This is a genomic window from Acetomicrobium hydrogeniformans ATCC BAA-1850 (assembly GCF_000160455.2).
In the GTDB taxonomy this organism is placed as follows: Bacteria; Synergistota; Synergistia; order Synergistales; family Acetomicrobiaceae; genus Acetomicrobium; species Acetomicrobium thermoterrenum.
The window spans coordinates 927,014-942,954 of the sequence record NZ_ACJX03000001.1; the positions used below are offsets into that span (position 1 = coordinate 927,014).

The window sequence follows — 15,941 nt, forward strand, 5'->3', positions numbered from 1 at the left end:
AGGTGGTGATTGAAGGTGAAAGTGCAAAAGAAACATATTTTGATAGGTGTTGCAGCGATAATAGTGATCCTTCTGCTGATCATCGCAAATATCGACGTAGGCACGGGCATGATCCGAGAAATGGCTCCCCAGGCCGCGAAGGATGCCATTGGAGCCGACCTAGCCCTTGGGAACGTTTCGGGCAACCCCATAAGGGGTTACAAATTGAGGGATGTCGCGCTCTCAAAGGAAGGAGAGGAAGTCCTTTCCATAAAACAGCTGGATGTCAAGCCAAGCTTGTTCGCGCTGATAGGCGGGAAGGTCTATCTCAATTCCCTGGTTGTGAACGAAGCCTTAATCGATTTCGAGAGAACGTTTGAACTGGTAAAGAGCTTTAAACCATCAGGTGCGGGGGAGGGTTTGCCTTTAGGGACAATAGAAGTTAACTCCAGCACGGTAAAGGGCCCCTTCGGAGTTATAGATTTGAAGAGCATCGAGGTAAAGCCCGAGGCGACCACCATCAAGGCAAAAATTGATGCTTCATACAACGGGCTGCCAGCAAAGGGGGATGCAGTAATATCGCTAAAGGAAGGCGTCGCAATAGATGAGATGAACCTTAAGATCGCCCAGGGCGATATCTCCTTTAGCGGCGAGATAATGCCCGAGCTCAATATCGAAGGAAGGGCCAAAAATATACAGGTAGAGGAGTTGAAACTTCTCTGGCCTCCCCTCGAGAAACAAAAGCTGGCCGGGGCCTTCGGCGGCACCATCAAGTTATCAGGTAAGCTGCCCGACATTCGCGGCGAGGGCGATTTGAGCTTCGAAAGGGGTATGATCGTCGGCATATCCGTCGAAAGGGCGGGGTCCGACTGGCGTTACGAGGAAAATACCCTCGACTTCAAAAACATAGATGCTGACGTCTTAAGCGGCAACGTCCACGGAAGCCTGACCATGATTCTCAGGACATTGCCGCCGCACATAAACCTCTCTTTGGAGGGTAAAAACCTCGACGTTGGCCTGCTGTCGAAGGAATTTCCCCAACTGGCGGGAAAAGTATCCGGCACTGTGGACAGCATCAAGGCTGATATCTCCGGAATGGCCATGGAGTTATCGGGAAAGGTCGCTCTTTCCGCGTCAAAACTTTCCGTCATGAATCAACCCCTTCAGGCTACTAATATTAAGGCGAACATCGATAAAGGGAAAAGGATAGATATCGACGCAACTTCCCGATGGAACGAAATGCCTCTCAAGGCGACGGGTTATGTCGATCTTCCGGCGGGTCCTTTTGTTAGCATGGTCGTGTCCTGCCAAAAAGCTTCCATCGATAAGATAAAGGCCCTTGTGCCATCCCTAAAGGATCTGCCAGCAAAGGGAGATGCCTCGGGAGAAGTGCAGATCAAGGGCTCTCTCAAGGACGTTGCTTCCCTTTCGACCTCGGGCAAAGTATGGTCTGATGCCATCACGCTTTTAGACCAGGAGATAAAGTCTCCCACCGTGAATTTCGAATTTAAAGAAAACGCCCTGGACATCAAGAGCTTTTCCGCATTATGGCAAAAAGCTAAGTTCCACGGCGCAGGGAAGGTCGCCAACGTCACAAAGGCCCCAACTTTGGACATAAAAGGAAAAGTTGAGGGATTGAATTTGACCAACATGAGACAACTCATTCCCCAGCTCGAGCAATATGAGTTGGCAGGCACCGTTTCATCGGAATGGCATATAGTTGGACCTTTGAGTTCTCCAGATCTGTCTTTAGATTTTAATTCAAACAGTATAACCTTCTCCGGCATAGCAGCAAAAGACATCTCCGGTTCAACTTCTTTGAAACCTTTGGCTAAAGACCCCTTGTCCGGAATTTCGGCTCAAATAAAGGCCTCTTCGGTAGGGACGACGGCCTTTCCGTTGATAAATGACCTGTCAGCTTCTATAAAAGGTGAGGCTAACAAGATCAACTTGACCGAGATGAAGGGCCTGCTTCTGGGCGGAAACTTCAATGCCACGGGCCAAATATCCATCAAGGACAAACAACCTGCCCTATCTTTGACGGCCTCAGCGAAGGGCGCCAGACTGTCAAACCTGCAAAACCTTGGGTTGGCTTTGCCGATAGAGGGATTGGTCGATTTTGAGGCGAAGGCAGACGGCTTGCTGCCGGACATCATAATTGCAGCCAAGGCTTCGTCGCCCGAGATAACCGTGGCCGGCTTCACGCTAACCGATGCAGCTTTAGACGCGGAAGGCCCGTGGAACTCCCTGAAGATCAAATCCTTCAACGCCAGGGCCGGAGGAGGGACGTTAACAGGCAGCGGAAACATCGCTTATGATAAAGCGTTGAGTCTAAACTTTGACATGCAGGGAAACAATCTCGATCTGAAGGAGATATCCAAGAAATTGGACGAGGAAAATAAAATGAATATGCAGGGTCTCGTAAACCTTAGGGCGACAATTTCCTATGACGACAAAGGCCTTATGGGCGATGGAGAAATCACATCTCCTGAAGCCGGTGTCTACGGGCTTAAAGCCAGTGACATAAAAGTCCCCTTCGTCATGAAGGATGGCACAATAACAAGCCAAGACATGAAAGCCCGCTTTTACGAAGGGAACGCATCGGGCAAAGGATCCATCACTTTGTCAAATCTGAAATGGACGACGTCCGTAAGCGTTTCCGAGGCAAACTTGGATCCGCTCATTCATGATCTCTTTCCCATGGAGGGGCATATCACCGGAAAGGCAGGGCTACAGTTTGACGGCAGTGGCACGCTGGGCAAGAATCTGGAAGGCAATGGTTCCTTTAATGTCGGAAGCGGCAAAGTATCCGATTTCAAAATGGTTAAAGTCATTGCAGCAGCCTACGGCAAAAGCACCATAGATTACAAGTCGATCCAGGGAAGGTTCGTCTTAGATACCATGGCGTTAACTCTGCTGCCTGGGACTCAGGCTTATGCCCCCAAGGGAGATCCTATGTATACCTACTTCGGTGCCGACGGCATGATTAAATACAACGGCAACCTCGATCTCTCATGTTACGGCAATTTGAACGTACAGGCCATAAACGCCCTGGTGGGCGGCATAAAGGGCGGCATTCTTTCCGGAGGGGAATCGCTCAAGTCAACTCTCGAGGGGTTCTTAAGCGGCTTGCTGCAGGGTTCTCAGACAACGGACTTCAGGGACGTCAGCCTTAAAGTCACGGGCACTTTTAAGTCTCCGAAGATATCCAATCTGGAAGTCTCCAGACCCATCACGGAAGAGACGCCGCAAGGCCTCACTCAAGACCAGACGGATATACAATCGAGTCCCGAAGATGTGATCAAAAAGACAATACTTGAAAGGATATTCAATAAGGATAACTGAAGGCAAACGACGACAAAGAAAGGACCATCGCTAAAAGTGCGATGGTCCTTTCTTCGATATTCTCAAACAGTCCATAAAGATGTTAACGAACGACCCTTTGGCTTGCTATCTCCAGTAATATTTTGGCCGACATGAGGAGAGGTCCGATCTCTTCCGCAACTTCCGCCTCTTTAAGTGCGTCGTTAATGTTAGCCAGCAAAAGATCCATGTCCTTTAAGATGTACTGCACCTCAAGGGGAGGCCTTTCCGCTGGAATTTCGACCCTCTTTTCGACGGTGGAACGTCCACGATCAAGGGACATCTCATATCCCCTTTGGGGTACAAGGGCCTGACTGCCCAACTTTCTCAACTCATCCGCCAAAGAATTAGATGACCTCTCTTCTCCGTGGGTAACTATGAAAGTCGGATTCGTCTTGAAGTTGGACGCCCAGGCAAGGAGGTCGTCCTTGTCTGCATGGGCAGAAAAGCCGCCTATCGTGTGATACTTGCACTTCACGGCCACCTCCTCGCCGGCTACCTTGACGAACCTCGCTCCATCTATGATCTTGCGCCCCAGAGTACCGGCCGCCTGATATCCTGCGAATATCACGTGAGCCTTTGGGTTCCACAGATTATGTTTCAAATGATGGACAATCCGACCTCCGTTAGCCATGCCGCTTCCCGCCAAGACAATGGCGAAAGATACATCGTTGATTTTTTTCGACTCCTCGGGAGAGATGACCTCCTTCAAACCCCTGGGGGCGAAGGGGTCCTGATTCTTAAAGAGCTTGTCCTGTATTTCAGCCGAAAGGAGGGAAGAATATTTCCTGTATATCTCCGTAGTCTTGACGCCCATGGGGGAGTCGAAGTAAATGGACACATTGTCCTTTAATATGCCCCTTTCCTGAAGGATGTTGAGTTCGTAGAGTATTCTTTGCACCCTGTCCACAACGAAAGTAGGAATCAAGACCTTGGAGCGGTCCCTCAAAGATTCCGCTATGACTGAGGCGAACTCCTCCCTCGTCTCATCCAGGCTTTTGTGATTTCGGTCTCCGTAAGTGGACTCTATTATCACGTAGTCGGCGTCGTCAATGACGGCCGGATTCCTGTCCAGGACTGTAACCTGCTGGCCAAGATCGCCTGAAAAGACCAGCTTAATGCTGTCCTTACCGGCCCAAATTTCGATGATGGCACTTCCTAAAATGTGTCCGGCGTCGCGAAAGCGCACCTTAATATCGGGCATCGCCTCGATGACGTCATCGTAGGAGACGGGCACGAACATTTCCAACGCCCTTTCTATCTCCTTTTCCGAAAACAGGGGATATACGGGCGGAAGCCCCTTTCGCCTGTTTTTTCTGCTCTTCCACTCCGCCTCCTCCTTCATCAAACGGGCCGAATCCCTCCACAATATTTCGCACAGCTCGAGGGTCGGAGTAGTTGCGTAAATCTTTCCTCGAAATCCCCTCTTCACGAGAAGGGGAACGCGTCCGGAATGATCCAGATGGGCATGGGTCAATAAAAGGGCATCCACCTTGGAGGCGTCGAAGGGAAAGGGCTCGCTGTTTTTCCTGTCCTCATCCCGCCCCTGAAAGATACCGCAATCGATCAACACCCTTTTCTCGTCGTGTTCGAGTAAATAATTGGACCCCGTTACTTCTCCTGCAGCACCATAAATACCCAGTCTCAATAAAGATCCCTCCCCTCTCAGAGAGATGCCGGGAAGGGGTTTTCGTATTTTTCCAGGGACACGACACCCTCAAAGGATTTCCGCGGCCTGGGTTTGGGGTCTTCGGCAGGATATCCTAATGTTACGAGGGTTAAAATCATGGCATCTTGCGGGATCTTTAGATCACGGCGAACTTCCTCATAAAGTTCCTCGTTTACAGCCGTAACCTCGTTTGCGAAGGCTCCGACTATGCAGCTTCCCACGCCTTCGTGTTTGGCCTGGAGTATCATGAAAGCAATGGCCAGAGACAGCTGCTCGTATAGCCTTGCAACCAATATCTCCTCGCCTCTCAAAAGAGGGTTGTATGCAGGATCGTCGAGGGATTTCTTGATCCTTTCCTCGTCGAAGCTCTGTCCCAGGGCTTGAGACAGGGCCTTCATCTGCATTATCCTCTGCTCTTTTGACCAGGCGTTTCGCTCGCCTAAACAAAGGACGACGCTGTCGGCTGTCTCTACGAAAGGCTGGCCCACCGCCAACCGACGCAATTTTGACTTCATCGTCTTTTCCCGCACGACGATAAAATGCCAGGGCTGTACGTTTGCCCAGCTGGGTGCTCGTCTTGCCGCATCTAGAATTCTCAATAAAACACCATCCGGAATGGGACGGGGGTCATACCTTCTAATGCTCGCCCAACTTTCTATCTCGGGAAGCAACCCCTTCATCAATTCATCATCTCCTCTTTCAAGCTATTTCTCATAGAAAGTATAACATATCCAGCATCGACACCCAGCTTCACCGTTTGTATCAGAAAAGCTATAAACCAAATTTTTCTTTTATTTGTTCATACGTCAGCGGGCCAACATGTACCTCGATAATCTTCAAATTTTCGTCCAAGAAGTAGCTTGTGGGAATGTACCTCACAAGATATGCTTGAGCCGCCAATCCATCTTCATCGAGATAGACAGGAAAGGCGAGCTTATTTTCGAGAACAAAATTTTTAACGTGAAGGGCAGACCTTTCCGAGGTAGTCAAATTGATGGCTACGATGTTCACATCTTCGCCATGTTCGTCGAAAAATCGCTGAAATTCGGGCAACTCCTTGAGACAGGGAGGACACCAGGTGGCCCAAAAATTCAATAAAAGGGGCTTACCCTTGAAATCGGAGAGTTTGACCTGCCTTCCGTCGAAGTCCACCGCTTCGAAATCCGGTGCGGTTTCACCCCTTTCCATGGCCGAAAGAGGTGAAATGCTAAAAGCAAAGACGACCATGAAAGCTAAAGATAATATTGTCAATGTCAAGGTTTTCTTCGTTTTCACTTAACAACACCTCGCCTTTATTTGAAATTTACATAGGAGGGGTCCATAGATATGCGAATCTCGAGAAAAGATCGAAGTACATTAAAAGCCCGACCGCTATAAGAACAACTCCAGCTACTTTTTTAACGTATTCCAGCTTACTTGCGTTAGCTTGTATAAAGCGCTCGAACCACTCCATGAATAGGGCTACGGCCAAGAAAGGCAGCCCCAATCCCATGGAATAGGCAAAAAGAAGGAGCATTCCGTCCCTTACAGTTGAACTGCCGCTTGCCATGACCAGTATCGACGCCAAGATGGGGCCGACGCAGGGCGTCCATCCGGCTGAAAAGGCCATCCCCGCAAGAAGAGCCCTTATCCAGGAATGACCTCCCGATCCGGCCTTCAATCGGCGCTCCCGCTCAAGAAATGCTATATCAAACAGTCCAACCATATAAAGCCCAAATATGACTATTATCGTCGCTCCTACTTTCTTAACGAGAGCTTGGTTTTTGATCAGAAAACTTCCCAATGCCGTGGCGGAAGCTCCGAAGGAAACGAAAACTACAGAAAAGCCTAAAACAAATAGCAGGGCGTGAAGAAAGACCCTAAAGTTCTTCTTTGCCTCGGCTTTACCCGATATCGGGAGAGCGTCTCCGGCCAAATAGGCGATATAAATGGGAATCATCGGCAAAAGACATGGAGAAAGGAAGGAAAGCAATCCTGCAGCGAAAGCGATCGTTAGCGATATCTCAGACATATCCTTGACCTCCTATACCCGTGTATGTATATTATAACATCGAATACAGCGTCTTTTTAAAAAACAGGAGCCGAAAATTCCTGGCTCCTGTTGAAACGACAGGTTAAAGGGCGCACGTTGTATTCTATTTAGAATGCAGGAAGCAGGCGACAAAGTGGCCGTTACCCACATCCACCAACGGGGGTTGCTCCTTCTTGCACCTTTCCATAGCGTAACGACACCTGGGATTAAACCGGCAACCAGAAGGTGGATTGGCAGGCGAAGGCACGTCGCCCTCCAAAATAATGCGCTGACGTTGGCGCTTTGGATCGGGAACCGGTATGGCAGAAAGTAGGGCATGGGAATAGGGATGCAAGGGGTTGCTAAAGAACTCAAGCTTTGGCGCCTTTTCGACTATTTTACCCAAATACATTACGGCAACTCTATCCGATATATGCCTCACCACGGCTAAGTCGTGGGAAATGAACAGATAGGTCAGCTTCAGTTGCTCCTTTAAATCGTTCAACAAATTTAATATTTGGCTCCTGATGGAGACGTCCAGAGCCGACACCGGCTCATCGCAGACTACGAACTTTGGCTTTAAAGCTAAAGCTCGAGCAATGCTTATCCTCTGGCGCTGCCCGCCGGAAAACTCATGGGGATACCTGAAGCGATGCTCTGGGAGCATTCCGCATTTCGACAACACCTCGGATATGTAATCGTCCAGCTCTCTTTTAGAGCACAGGCCATAATACCTCACTGCCTCGCCCACAATTTCGTTGACAGTCATGCGAGGGTTTAAGCTGCCGTAGGGATCTTGAAATATTATCTGCATCTTTTGCCTGATACCGCGCGGGTTATCGCTAAGCATTGTTTCCACGTTTTGTCCCATAAAGAAGGCCTTTCCTTCGGTAGGCTTCAGCAAATGGAGCACGGTCCTCCCCAATGTAGTCTTTCCGCATCCCGATTCGCCGACCAATCCCAATGTTTCCTGATCATCAATGAAGAAGGATACGTCATCGACGGCTCGAACATAACCTACCGTTCTCTTGAATACTCCCTTGCGAATGGGAAAATACTGCTTCATGTTTTTGACCTCTAAGAAATGGGAGGCTTGCGTCATCTGTCCCCACCCCCGGAGTCGGAATCGTAGAGGAAACATCTGACCATACGCCCATCGCCAAGGGAATAAAGAGGAGGTATTTCCCGTGAGCACCTCGAAAAGGCCCTTTCGCAACGGTTGTGAAAACGGCATCCATCGGGAAATTCAAAGGGGCTGGGCACAAACCCAGGGATTACGTGAAGTTTATCGAGTTCTTTATCAATTCTCGGAATTGAAGCAAGCAACCCCCGTGTATAGGGATGCAAGGGTTCGTAAAAGAGAGAGGCCACGGGCGCTTCTTCAACTATAAGCCCGGCATACATGACCACCACTCGCTGGGCCATCTCGGCAACGACGCCCAAATCATGGGTAATGAGCATGATGGCCGCATTGAATTCTCTTTGCAGATCGTTCATGAGGTCTAGTATTTGAGCCTGAATCGTAACGTCCAAAGCAGTAGTAGGTTCGTCCGCTATCAACAATTCGGGCTTGCAGGCCAAGGCCATGGCTATCATGGCCCTTTGGCGCTGTCCTCCCGAAAGCTGATGCGGATATTCGTCAACCCTTTGTTTTGGGTCGGGAATTCCGACCAGTTGAAGCAACTCTACGGCCCTCTCTTTGGCCTCCTTACTGCCCATTCCCTGGTGGAGCATCAAAGGCTCCATTATCTGAAACCCTATAGTCAAAACGGGGTTCAAGCTCGTCATCGGTTCTTGAAATATCATGGAGATCTTGTTGCCCCTTATTTGGCGCATCCTCGCTTCAGAAGCTTTAGTTAAGTCTTCGCCTTTAAAAAAGATGCTCCCTCCCGCTATCCTTCCAATGGGCCTTGGAAGAAGCCTCATCACGGAAAGCGCGGTAACGCTTTTGCCACAGCCGGATTCACCTACCACACCCAAGGTCTCGCCCGGATTGATGCGGAAGGTCACCCCTTCTACGGCCTTCACCAGGCCTCTATCGGTATCGAAATAGGTCTTAAGATCTTTTATCTCCAATAAGCTCAACAACCCCACCTACCTTTTGAGCCTTACGTCGAGGGCATCTCGCAAGCCGTCCCCGAGGAAGTTGAAGGCAAGGACGGTGTACATGATCGCCAGACCGGGGAAAATAGCCCACCACCATTTGCCCATGCTTAGATATTTCTGGCCCTCGGAGATCATCAATCCCCAACTTGGAGTCGGGGGCTGAGCGCCAAAGCCCAGAAAGGCCAATCCCGCTTCTGTCATTATGATGCTGCCCATGCCAAGCGTAGCCTGCACGATTACGGGGGCAAGGGCGTTCGGAAGGATATGTTTAAATATTATCTTCCCTCTGGGTAACCCCAAGGCCTTGGCCGCTTCGACGAACTCCCTGTCGCGCAGTGAAATGAATTGCGCCCTAACCACTCTGGCTATGCCAACCCAGTTGACCAGACCTATCGCAATGTAAACGACCCGCAGGCTAGGACTTTGAAATACTGCTATTACAGCCAGCACGAAAAGCAGGAAAGGAAAGGCAAAGACAACGTTAATCAACCAAGATATGAGGTCGTCAACCCATCCTCCCGTATACCCTACTATGGCCCCAAGCGGCACCCCGATGAGAAGAGACACTATGGTCGCAAAGATGCCTATCTGCAGCGAAATTCGGGCCCCGAAGATAATTCTGCTTAATATATCACGACCGTATATGTCGGTCCCCATCCAATGTTTCACACTGGGGGGAGCCAACCGCACCTGTCTACCCTCCGTCCATATGAGCTGTTCGACAGGATCGTAGGGAGCTATAAGCGGAGCGAATATGGCAATTAAAATAACGGAGGCAGCCATAAAAAGCCCCAACAACGCCAGCTTGTTCCGCTTAAACCTGAGCCATGCCTCATACCAAAGACCGCTGGATCTACTCTTTTTAGCCATCTTCGAACCACCTTAATCGTAACGGATTCTGGGGTCTATGAACCCGTAGGAAATGTCGACTATTAAATTGGCTACCAAAAATATCACCGCCATAAATATGACCGTGCCTCGAATCATGGGAAAATCTCTGGCTATCAGGGCCTCAACGGCCAGCCTTCCCACTCCAGGCCAGGCAAAGATGGTCTCGGTCAAAACTGCACCTGAAAGCAGCTCGGCCACCTGAGTACCAATGATGGTAACGACTGGAATTAGCGCGTTTTTCAAAGCATGTCGCATTATTACAATTCTTTCGCGCAATCCCTTTGCCCTGGCCGTACGGATGTAGTCCTGGGTCAAGACCTCCAGCATACAGGATCGCGTTAGCCTCGCTATGAGGGCAGCCGGCCTGACTCCCAATGTGATCACGGGAAGTATGAAGTAACGCCAATCCCCCGGAACGTAACCAACCCCCGGTACCAGATGAAGCGTATAGGCAAAGATCAACAAAAGCAAAAGCCCCACCCAAAAGACGGGGGCACTGATACCCGATATCGCTATGAACATGGCCGAATAATCGAATATTGAATATTGTTTCACGGCAGAGACCACTCCTGCCAATATTCCCAAAAGGGCCGCCAAGACCATGGCCCAAAAGGCGAGCTTCAGGGTGGCTCCGAAGCGAGTCATCAAGGCGTCTACGACCTTTTCGTTGTTCCTGTAGGATACTCCCAAATCGCCCCTTACCAGGTCCTTCAAAAACCTCGTGTACTGCTTATGAATCGGAAGGTCTAACCCCAGGTCGGCCCTGATGCGGGCCAGCGTCTCGGGATCGCCCCTTTGGCCCATCATCAACCTGGCAGGATCGCCGGGAACTATCGTCATCAGAATAAATACTATGGTCACAACTCCCCATATGACGGGGACTGCATAAAGCATTTTTCTCACGATGTAGGAAAACATACATTTGCCTCCCATCTTCGATCAAATGTGGGCTAGCCGCGACTAGCCCACATTTGTCATTAATTTACTTTTCGATCCATACGACCTCAAGGGGAGTAGTGTAGTCTCCAAAGGCGGGAAGATGTATGTTCTTCAGCCAATCTTGAGCCAGCAAGCTCGTCGTGTAGTGAAACAGGAACAACCAAGGGGCATCGTCAACTATCATCTGCTCTGCCTCCTGATAAAGCTTCATTCGCTTATTCCAATCCGTCTCCACGCGCGCCGCAGCCAACAATTCATCCACCTTTGGATTGCTGTAAAAGGAGTAGTTGCCCTTGGAACCGTGGTTTGCGGAGTGGAGCAATACGTATAGGAAGTTGTCCGGGTCGGCGTAATCGGCTACCCAACCCATTCTGAACACCTGAGTCTCTCCCCGTTCACAGAGATCCAGATGCACTCCCCAGTCGAGAACCTTGATGTTTATGTTGATGCCAAGGTTCTTGAGTTGCGCCTGAATTGCTTCAGATATGAGGGTGTGGCGGGGGTCGTTGTTGACGTTCAAGTCGACGGTTATTCCGTCGGGGTAGCCTGCCTCAGCCAATAACTGCTTTGCCTTTTCAGGATTGTACTCATATCCCCTCAAATTGGGATTGTACCCCGGCATGCCGGGAGGAAGGATTCCCTTAGCCGGGTAATAGCGCCCGTGTATAACGAGTTCGTTTATGGCTTCCCTGTCTACAGCGTAATTAAATGCCTGCCTAAGTTTCAAATTGTCCTTAAAGGGAGGTTTGGAGTTGTTAAATCCGTAGTAATAAGTCCCAAGTTCAGGCCTTTCTTGCAGCAGGTGGGAGTACTGGGCCTTTATCTCTTCGTAATATTCGTCCGGAGGCGCAGGCAGGACGTCTATGTTTCCCTTCTTAAACTCCTCGTAGGCAATCGTGTTATCGGGTATTATGACGATCTCGATACCGTCCAGGTAGGGAAGCTGTCTGCCAGCTTCGTCCTTTTTCCAATAATCGGGGTTTTTCCTGTAGACCAACCGTTGATCGTGATCCCAGCGCTCCAGAATGAACGCTCCCGTGCCTACAGGATGGAAGTTGAATTCCTTGCCCCACTTCTCGGCATCCTCTTTGGGAACCACTACAAAGGAGTTATAGGCCAGTACGCTGAGGAAGGGAGAAAAGGGATAGTCCAGTTCGAATTGCAAGGTGTAGTCGTCAACGACCTTGATTCCAATCCATTCATCGGCCTTGCCGTCGACGAAATCCTGATATCCCTTGACCATATCGATGAAATAAGCTCTTGGGGAATTGACCTTAACCAGCCTCTCGAAGGAATATTTCCAGTCGTGGGCCGTTACCTCGCGTCCGCCGTTTTCGGTGGGTTTGCCGAGAGATTCTTTGTGGAATTTGACGCCCTTCCTTAAGTGAAAGGTCCATGTCTTTCCATCGGGACTTGCCTCCTAGCTTTCGGCCAACCTAGGAACTATGCTCTTTCCGTCGGGATCATTATCTACCAGCATATCGAACATGAGGTACACGTTTCTCGAGGAGCTGGTGTCAGTTGCCATCGCCGGATCTAGCTTGGGAGGATCGTTTACCGCACGCCACCTCAACACGCCACCATACTTCGGCTCCTGAGCCGCTGCCGCGTTCTGCCCCACAAAAACCAGGGAAAGAAGGATCGCGACCATTACGAACCAAACCAACCGTCTCTTCACAACTCTTCGCCACCTTTCGTTTATTTTAATGCTTGTCGCATTAAAGCCTCACGTAATAAGGGTGGTGACAAAACATAAGAAACATGCCTAAAGATATGGCGATGGTTCTTGACATACTCCCACGAATAAATTTGTGGGATTCTGGTTCATCGAAGGATGCCCGCCGAAGCAGGTTTTACTCCTTCTCCCCCAAGGGTTGATGCCCCAACCCTGAGAATGTTTATGGCCGCATTGACATCCCGATCATGCACTGCACCGCATATCGGACAGGCCCAACTTCTTACATCGAGAGACAATTCTTCCAGCACATACCCACACTTCGAACATGTCTTGCTGGAAGGATAAAACCGCGGAATTTCTACTACCATCGTCCCAACCTTGGTACACTGGTGCTTTAAGATGTTTACAAACTGGCCGTGTCCGAGATCGGATATCTTTCTTCCCCACATTTTTTGCATCGCATTAATGTTTAAGTCTTCAATGCAGATTATGGTATATTCTTCAGCCAGTTCTTTAGCCAGCTTGAAGTGATAGTCCCTGCGGCGGTTTGTTATCTTCTTATAGGCCTTGGCAAGAGTTATTAATGCTTTTTTGCGATTGTTAGATCCTTTCTTTTTGCGGGAAAGGATTCTGTGCAGTTTCCGTATTTCTTTTATACTTTGTTTGAAGAATAAAGGAGATTCGATAATTTTTCCATCTGACGTTGTGAGAAACTGCTTCAGGCCGAAGTCCAACCCGACGCTTTTACCCGATCTTGGTTCGACAGCGGTCTCTTCAGTTTCACACGTCAGATGAATGTATATATCTCCCAGAAAGTCGCGTTTAACTGTCAAGGTCTTAATTTTTCCTTCAATATTGCGGGACTTGGAGTATTTGTATACGTTGCCCATAATTATAATCTTATTCCCTTCAAGCAGTTTGTATCCGGTCTGCTTCAAAGTGAAAGATTTGTACTTCTTGATCTTCTTGAAGGAAGGCGGCGCTGTTTTGATACCGCGCTTTTGGTTTTTGAAAAAAAGCTTGTAGTTCCTTTCAATCCGCTGGGCAATATCCTGGATCGCCTGGGAACCTAACTGATTCCAGAAAACAAACCTTCGGCGTTTCTTTAATTTCGTCATATGTTGCATCAGTTTGTTGACGTTCAAATGTTTTCCGTACAGGCGGTAGTATCTCTTATGCAGGGCTATAAGGTGGTTATATATACGCCCAGCAACGTCTATCAATCTATGAAGTTTTTTGTTCTTCTTTGAGCGGTAGAGCTTGAAACGGTAGGTTTTCATTTGTTCTTCTGCTTCTCGATATACTTGCGGATAGTTTCTTCGGATATATGGCCAACCGATTCACAGTAGTACGATCTGGTCCACATAGACGGTAGCCTACTTTTCAGCGATGGGAACTCTTGTCTCAATATACGAGAAGTATAACCTTTCAACTGCTGTACGATAAAATGGGGGCTATTGGTAGGCGTTGTTTTCACGAACAGATGCACATGATCTGGCATGATCTCCATTTGGACAATCTCTAGTTCAATCTCATGAGCCTTTTGTAACAGCAGTTTCTCCAGCCGTTTTGCCACATCATCCACCAGTACTTTGCGGCGGTATTTAGGACACCAGATAAGATGATAGCTAATATTGTATACAGTTGTTGTTGACCGTTTCCATCTTTTCCCGTTCATAATTAAATTATAATATAGTTATTAGATATTTGCAATACATCTAATAAAAATAACACCACCTTTCATCCCACCTTTAAAAAAGGGGGCTTTCCCGGCGGTTGATCGTAAGAAGACATGCTTTTTCATTCCCATGCTACGCATAGGGTTAAAAAATCCGATGAGGAAAGGGCAATAAGATACTATGTACCCAAGGGGTAAAGCCAAAAACGACCTCAAAAACAGTAATGCTTTTATGAATTTCGAAAAACCCAAAGTCGAGATATCCGAATATACCATGAACATCCTGTGATTGTTCGAATAATTTTTTACGTTTGATAAATTTATATTAATTGAGTCTCGGAAGAAAAGTCAAGACATTTCGCATAATTATAATAACTGATGATTTACTAATGCAAATAAACGAGCAACATAATATGCAACGATTTATCGTAATATCACAAGTTGAGTAACAATTATTAATAGATAAATAAATAAATCTAACAATAATGACGCTAAACTCATCTAAAATAAATCAACTCCCGGCATTTTTCGTAAGGTCGTCAAAATCGATCTTCTCCTTTTGGAGGTTCCCGTGCCGAGAGACCTTCACGCGCACAAAACCGCCTTCATGGGGGACTTCTTCAATCGTACGTTTCATTTTTACCCTTGAAACCGGCCAATATCTCACCCCTATAGTAGTGGTATACTCGAAGAGGCCTTCGATAGCTTGATCTAAATTTTCAGCATCGACCAAAAGCCTCAGGACAAAGAGGGGCCTGTTTTTCTTTCCCAATCCCTGCAGAAGATGAACTTCCTTCGATGTCTCCTGCAGCTTAGAAATGGCATATCCGATTTCCTCTCCGGTGATATCATCCAGCGATGTTTCGATAAGGATCGTCTCTTCCAGATCTTCCTCCTCGGCCATGGTCGCCCTTAAGACATTTGCCACTTCGAAATCTTTAGAGCCTGCACCATATCCTACCTTGGAAGGAACGAAAGAAGGAAGGACTTTGTAAAAGGTGGCAGATACCGCCAAAAGGGAAACCCCCGTCGGAGTAGCCAGCTCCCCTTCGATATCGCTCCCCAAAAGGGGAACCCCTTTTTTCGATGCTATCGCCATCACGGCGGGCACGGGAACGGGTAATAATCCGTGACAAGTTTTAACTTTTCCGCTTCCCGTACAAACGGGAGTAGAGGCAATTCTTTTTTCTCCCAAACTTTCAAGGAGCATAAAAAAACCAAGACAGTCGATGATCGTGTCAAAACTTCCCGCTTCATGAAGGTGGACTTCTTCGACCTCTGCTCCGTGCACATCGGCCTCAGCCTCAAGGATACAGAGTATGGCCTCCTTCGCCCTGTTTATGGCCCAATTGGAAGCTCCAACGGAATAGGAGGTCCGATCTAAAATTTCCAACATCTCATGCCCGTGCCTACCATGAAAGTGTTCGTCGAGGGATATGTCGATTTTTGTCGCCTCTATGCTCCCCTTTTTTGTTATTTCCTTTCTTATCTCTACGCCGGAAAGGCCCTTCACGCCTTCAACAGCATTGAACCGCTCGAGGAGGGCAAAATCGGCCCCAAGGTCCACCAATGCTCCCAAAAGCATATCTCCGCTAACTCCCGAGAAATTCGGTTCGAATATTATCAC

At 48.5% G+C, this 15,941-nt stretch carries 13 protein-coding genes and 1 pseudogene; 1 reads left to right on the forward strand and 13 read right to left on the reverse strand.

Annotated features, from left to right (window positions below):
• Nucleotides 1-15 precede the first annotated feature (15 nt).
• Entirely contained in the window at nt 16-3,324 is a 3,309-nt protein-coding gene (locus HMPREF1705_RS04510) for an AsmA family protein (protein WP_009202079.1), read from the forward strand.
• An 82-nt stretch (nt 3,325-3,406) separates the two neighbouring features.
• Here the strand turns inward: HMPREF1705_RS04510 and HMPREF1705_RS04515 are convergent, their stop codons facing one another.
• From HMPREF1705_RS04515 to larC, 13 genes and pseudogenes are all read right to left on the reverse strand, one after another.
• Nucleotides 3,407-4,990 (reverse strand): MBL fold metallo-hydrolase RNA specificity domain-containing protein, encoded by a 1,584-nt coding sequence (locus HMPREF1705_RS04515; RefSeq protein WP_009202078.1) that lies wholly within the window; start codon nt 4,988-4,990, stop codon nt 3,407-3,409.
• A 17-nt stretch (nt 4,991-5,007) separates the two neighbouring features.
• Nucleotides 5,008-5,691 (reverse strand): nitroreductase family protein, encoded by a 684-nt coding sequence (locus HMPREF1705_RS04520; protein WP_009202077.1) that lies wholly within the window; start codon nt 5,689-5,691, stop codon nt 5,008-5,010.
• Nucleotides 5,692-5,782: 91 nt separating this feature from the next.
• Complete coding sequence (locus HMPREF1705_RS04525; protein WP_083489946.1) at nt 5,783-6,286, reverse strand: TlpA family protein disulfide reductase; 504 nt, start codon at nt 6,284-6,286, stop codon at nt 5,783-5,785.
• 28 nt (nt 6,287-6,314) lie between these two features.
• A complete protein-coding gene (locus tag HMPREF1705_RS04530) occupies nt 6,315-7,022 on the reverse strand; it encodes a cytochrome c biogenesis CcdA family protein (RefSeq protein ID WP_009202075.1) in 708 nt (235 codons plus the stop codon).
• Between the two features lie 124 nt (nt 7,023-7,146).
• Nucleotides 7,147-8,124: an ABC transporter ATP-binding protein gene (locus tag HMPREF1705_RS04535; RefSeq protein ID WP_009202074.1), complete on the reverse strand. Its 978-nt coding sequence runs from the start codon at nt 8,122-8,124 to the stop codon at nt 7,147-7,149.
• The gene (locus HMPREF1705_RS04540) at nt 8,121-9,107 is read right to left on the reverse strand and encodes an ABC transporter ATP-binding protein (protein WP_040348758.1); all 987 of its coding nucleotides are present in this window, start codon (nt 9,105-9,107) and stop codon (nt 8,121-8,123) included. Before HMPREF1705_RS04540 ends, HMPREF1705_RS04535 begins: the two co-directional genes overlap by 4 nt.
• A gap of 9 nt (nt 9,108-9,116) precedes the next feature.
• Nucleotides 9,117-9,998, reverse strand: a complete 882-nt coding sequence (locus tag HMPREF1705_RS04545) for an ABC transporter permease (RefSeq protein WP_009202072.1) — start codon at nt 9,996-9,998, stop codon at nt 9,117-9,119.
• A 12-nt stretch (nt 9,999-10,010) separates the two neighbouring features.
• Entirely contained in the window at nt 10,011-10,937 is a 927-nt protein-coding gene (locus HMPREF1705_RS04550) for an ABC transporter permease (protein WP_040348756.1), read from the reverse strand.
• 64 nt (nt 10,938-11,001) lie between these two features.
• A pseudogene (locus HMPREF1705_RS04555) lies at nt 11,002-12,363 on the reverse strand (ABC transporter substrate-binding protein); the annotation flags it as partial.
• Nucleotides 12,364-12,378: 15 nt separating this feature from the next.
• Nucleotides 12,379-12,636: a hypothetical protein gene (locus tag HMPREF1705_RS11200; RefSeq protein ID WP_306336980.1), complete on the reverse strand. Its 258-nt coding sequence runs from the start codon at nt 12,634-12,636 to the stop codon at nt 12,379-12,381.
• 146 nt (nt 12,637-12,782) lie between these two features.
• Nucleotides 12,783-13,916, reverse strand: a complete 1,134-nt coding sequence (locus tag HMPREF1705_RS04560; protein ID WP_009202068.1) for an RNA-guided endonuclease InsQ/TnpB family protein — start codon at nt 13,914-13,916, stop codon at nt 12,783-12,785.
• On the reverse strand, nt 13,913-14,314 hold the full coding sequence (tnpA, locus tag HMPREF1705_RS04565; protein WP_009202067.1) for an IS200/IS605 family transposase: 402 nt from the start codon (nt 14,312-14,314) through the stop codon (nt 13,913-13,915). Before tnpA ends, HMPREF1705_RS04560 begins: the two co-directional genes overlap by 4 nt.
• A gap of 511 nt (nt 14,315-14,825) precedes the next feature.
• A complete protein-coding gene (larC, locus tag HMPREF1705_RS04570) occupies nt 14,826-15,941 on the reverse strand; it encodes a nickel pincer cofactor biosynthesis protein LarC (protein ID WP_040348752.1) in 1,116 nt (371 codons plus the stop codon).

What these genes read in the sequence shown, in the direction of transcription:
- HMPREF1705_RS04550 (WP_040348756.1), bottom strand. Translation starts at nt 10,937, where the DNA reads ATGTTTTCCTACATCGTGAGAAAAATGCTTTATGCAGTCCCCGTCATA.
- HMPREF1705_RS04530 (WP_009202075.1), bottom strand. Translation starts at nt 7,022, where the DNA reads ATGTCTGAGATATCGCTAACGATCGCTTTCGCTGCAGGATTGCTTTCC.
- HMPREF1705_RS04560 (WP_009202068.1), bottom strand. Translation starts at nt 13,916, where the DNA reads ATGAAAACCTACCGTTTCAAGCTCTACCGCTCAAAGAAGAACAAAAAA.
- HMPREF1705_RS04535 (WP_009202074.1), bottom strand. Translation starts at nt 8,124, where the DNA reads ATGACGCAAGCCTCCCATTTCTTAGAGGTCAAAAACATGAAGCAGTAT.
- HMPREF1705_RS04520 (WP_009202077.1), bottom strand. Translation starts at nt 5,691, where the DNA reads ATGAAGGGGTTGCTTCCCGAGATAGAAAGTTGGGCGAGCATTAGAAGG.
- tnpA (WP_009202067.1), bottom strand. Translation starts at nt 14,314, where the DNA reads ATGAACGGGAAAAGATGGAAACGGTCAACAACAACTGTATACAATATT.
- HMPREF1705_RS04545 (WP_009202072.1), bottom strand. Translation starts at nt 9,998, where the DNA reads ATGGCTAAAAAGAGTAGATCCAGCGGTCTTTGGTATGAGGCATGGCTC.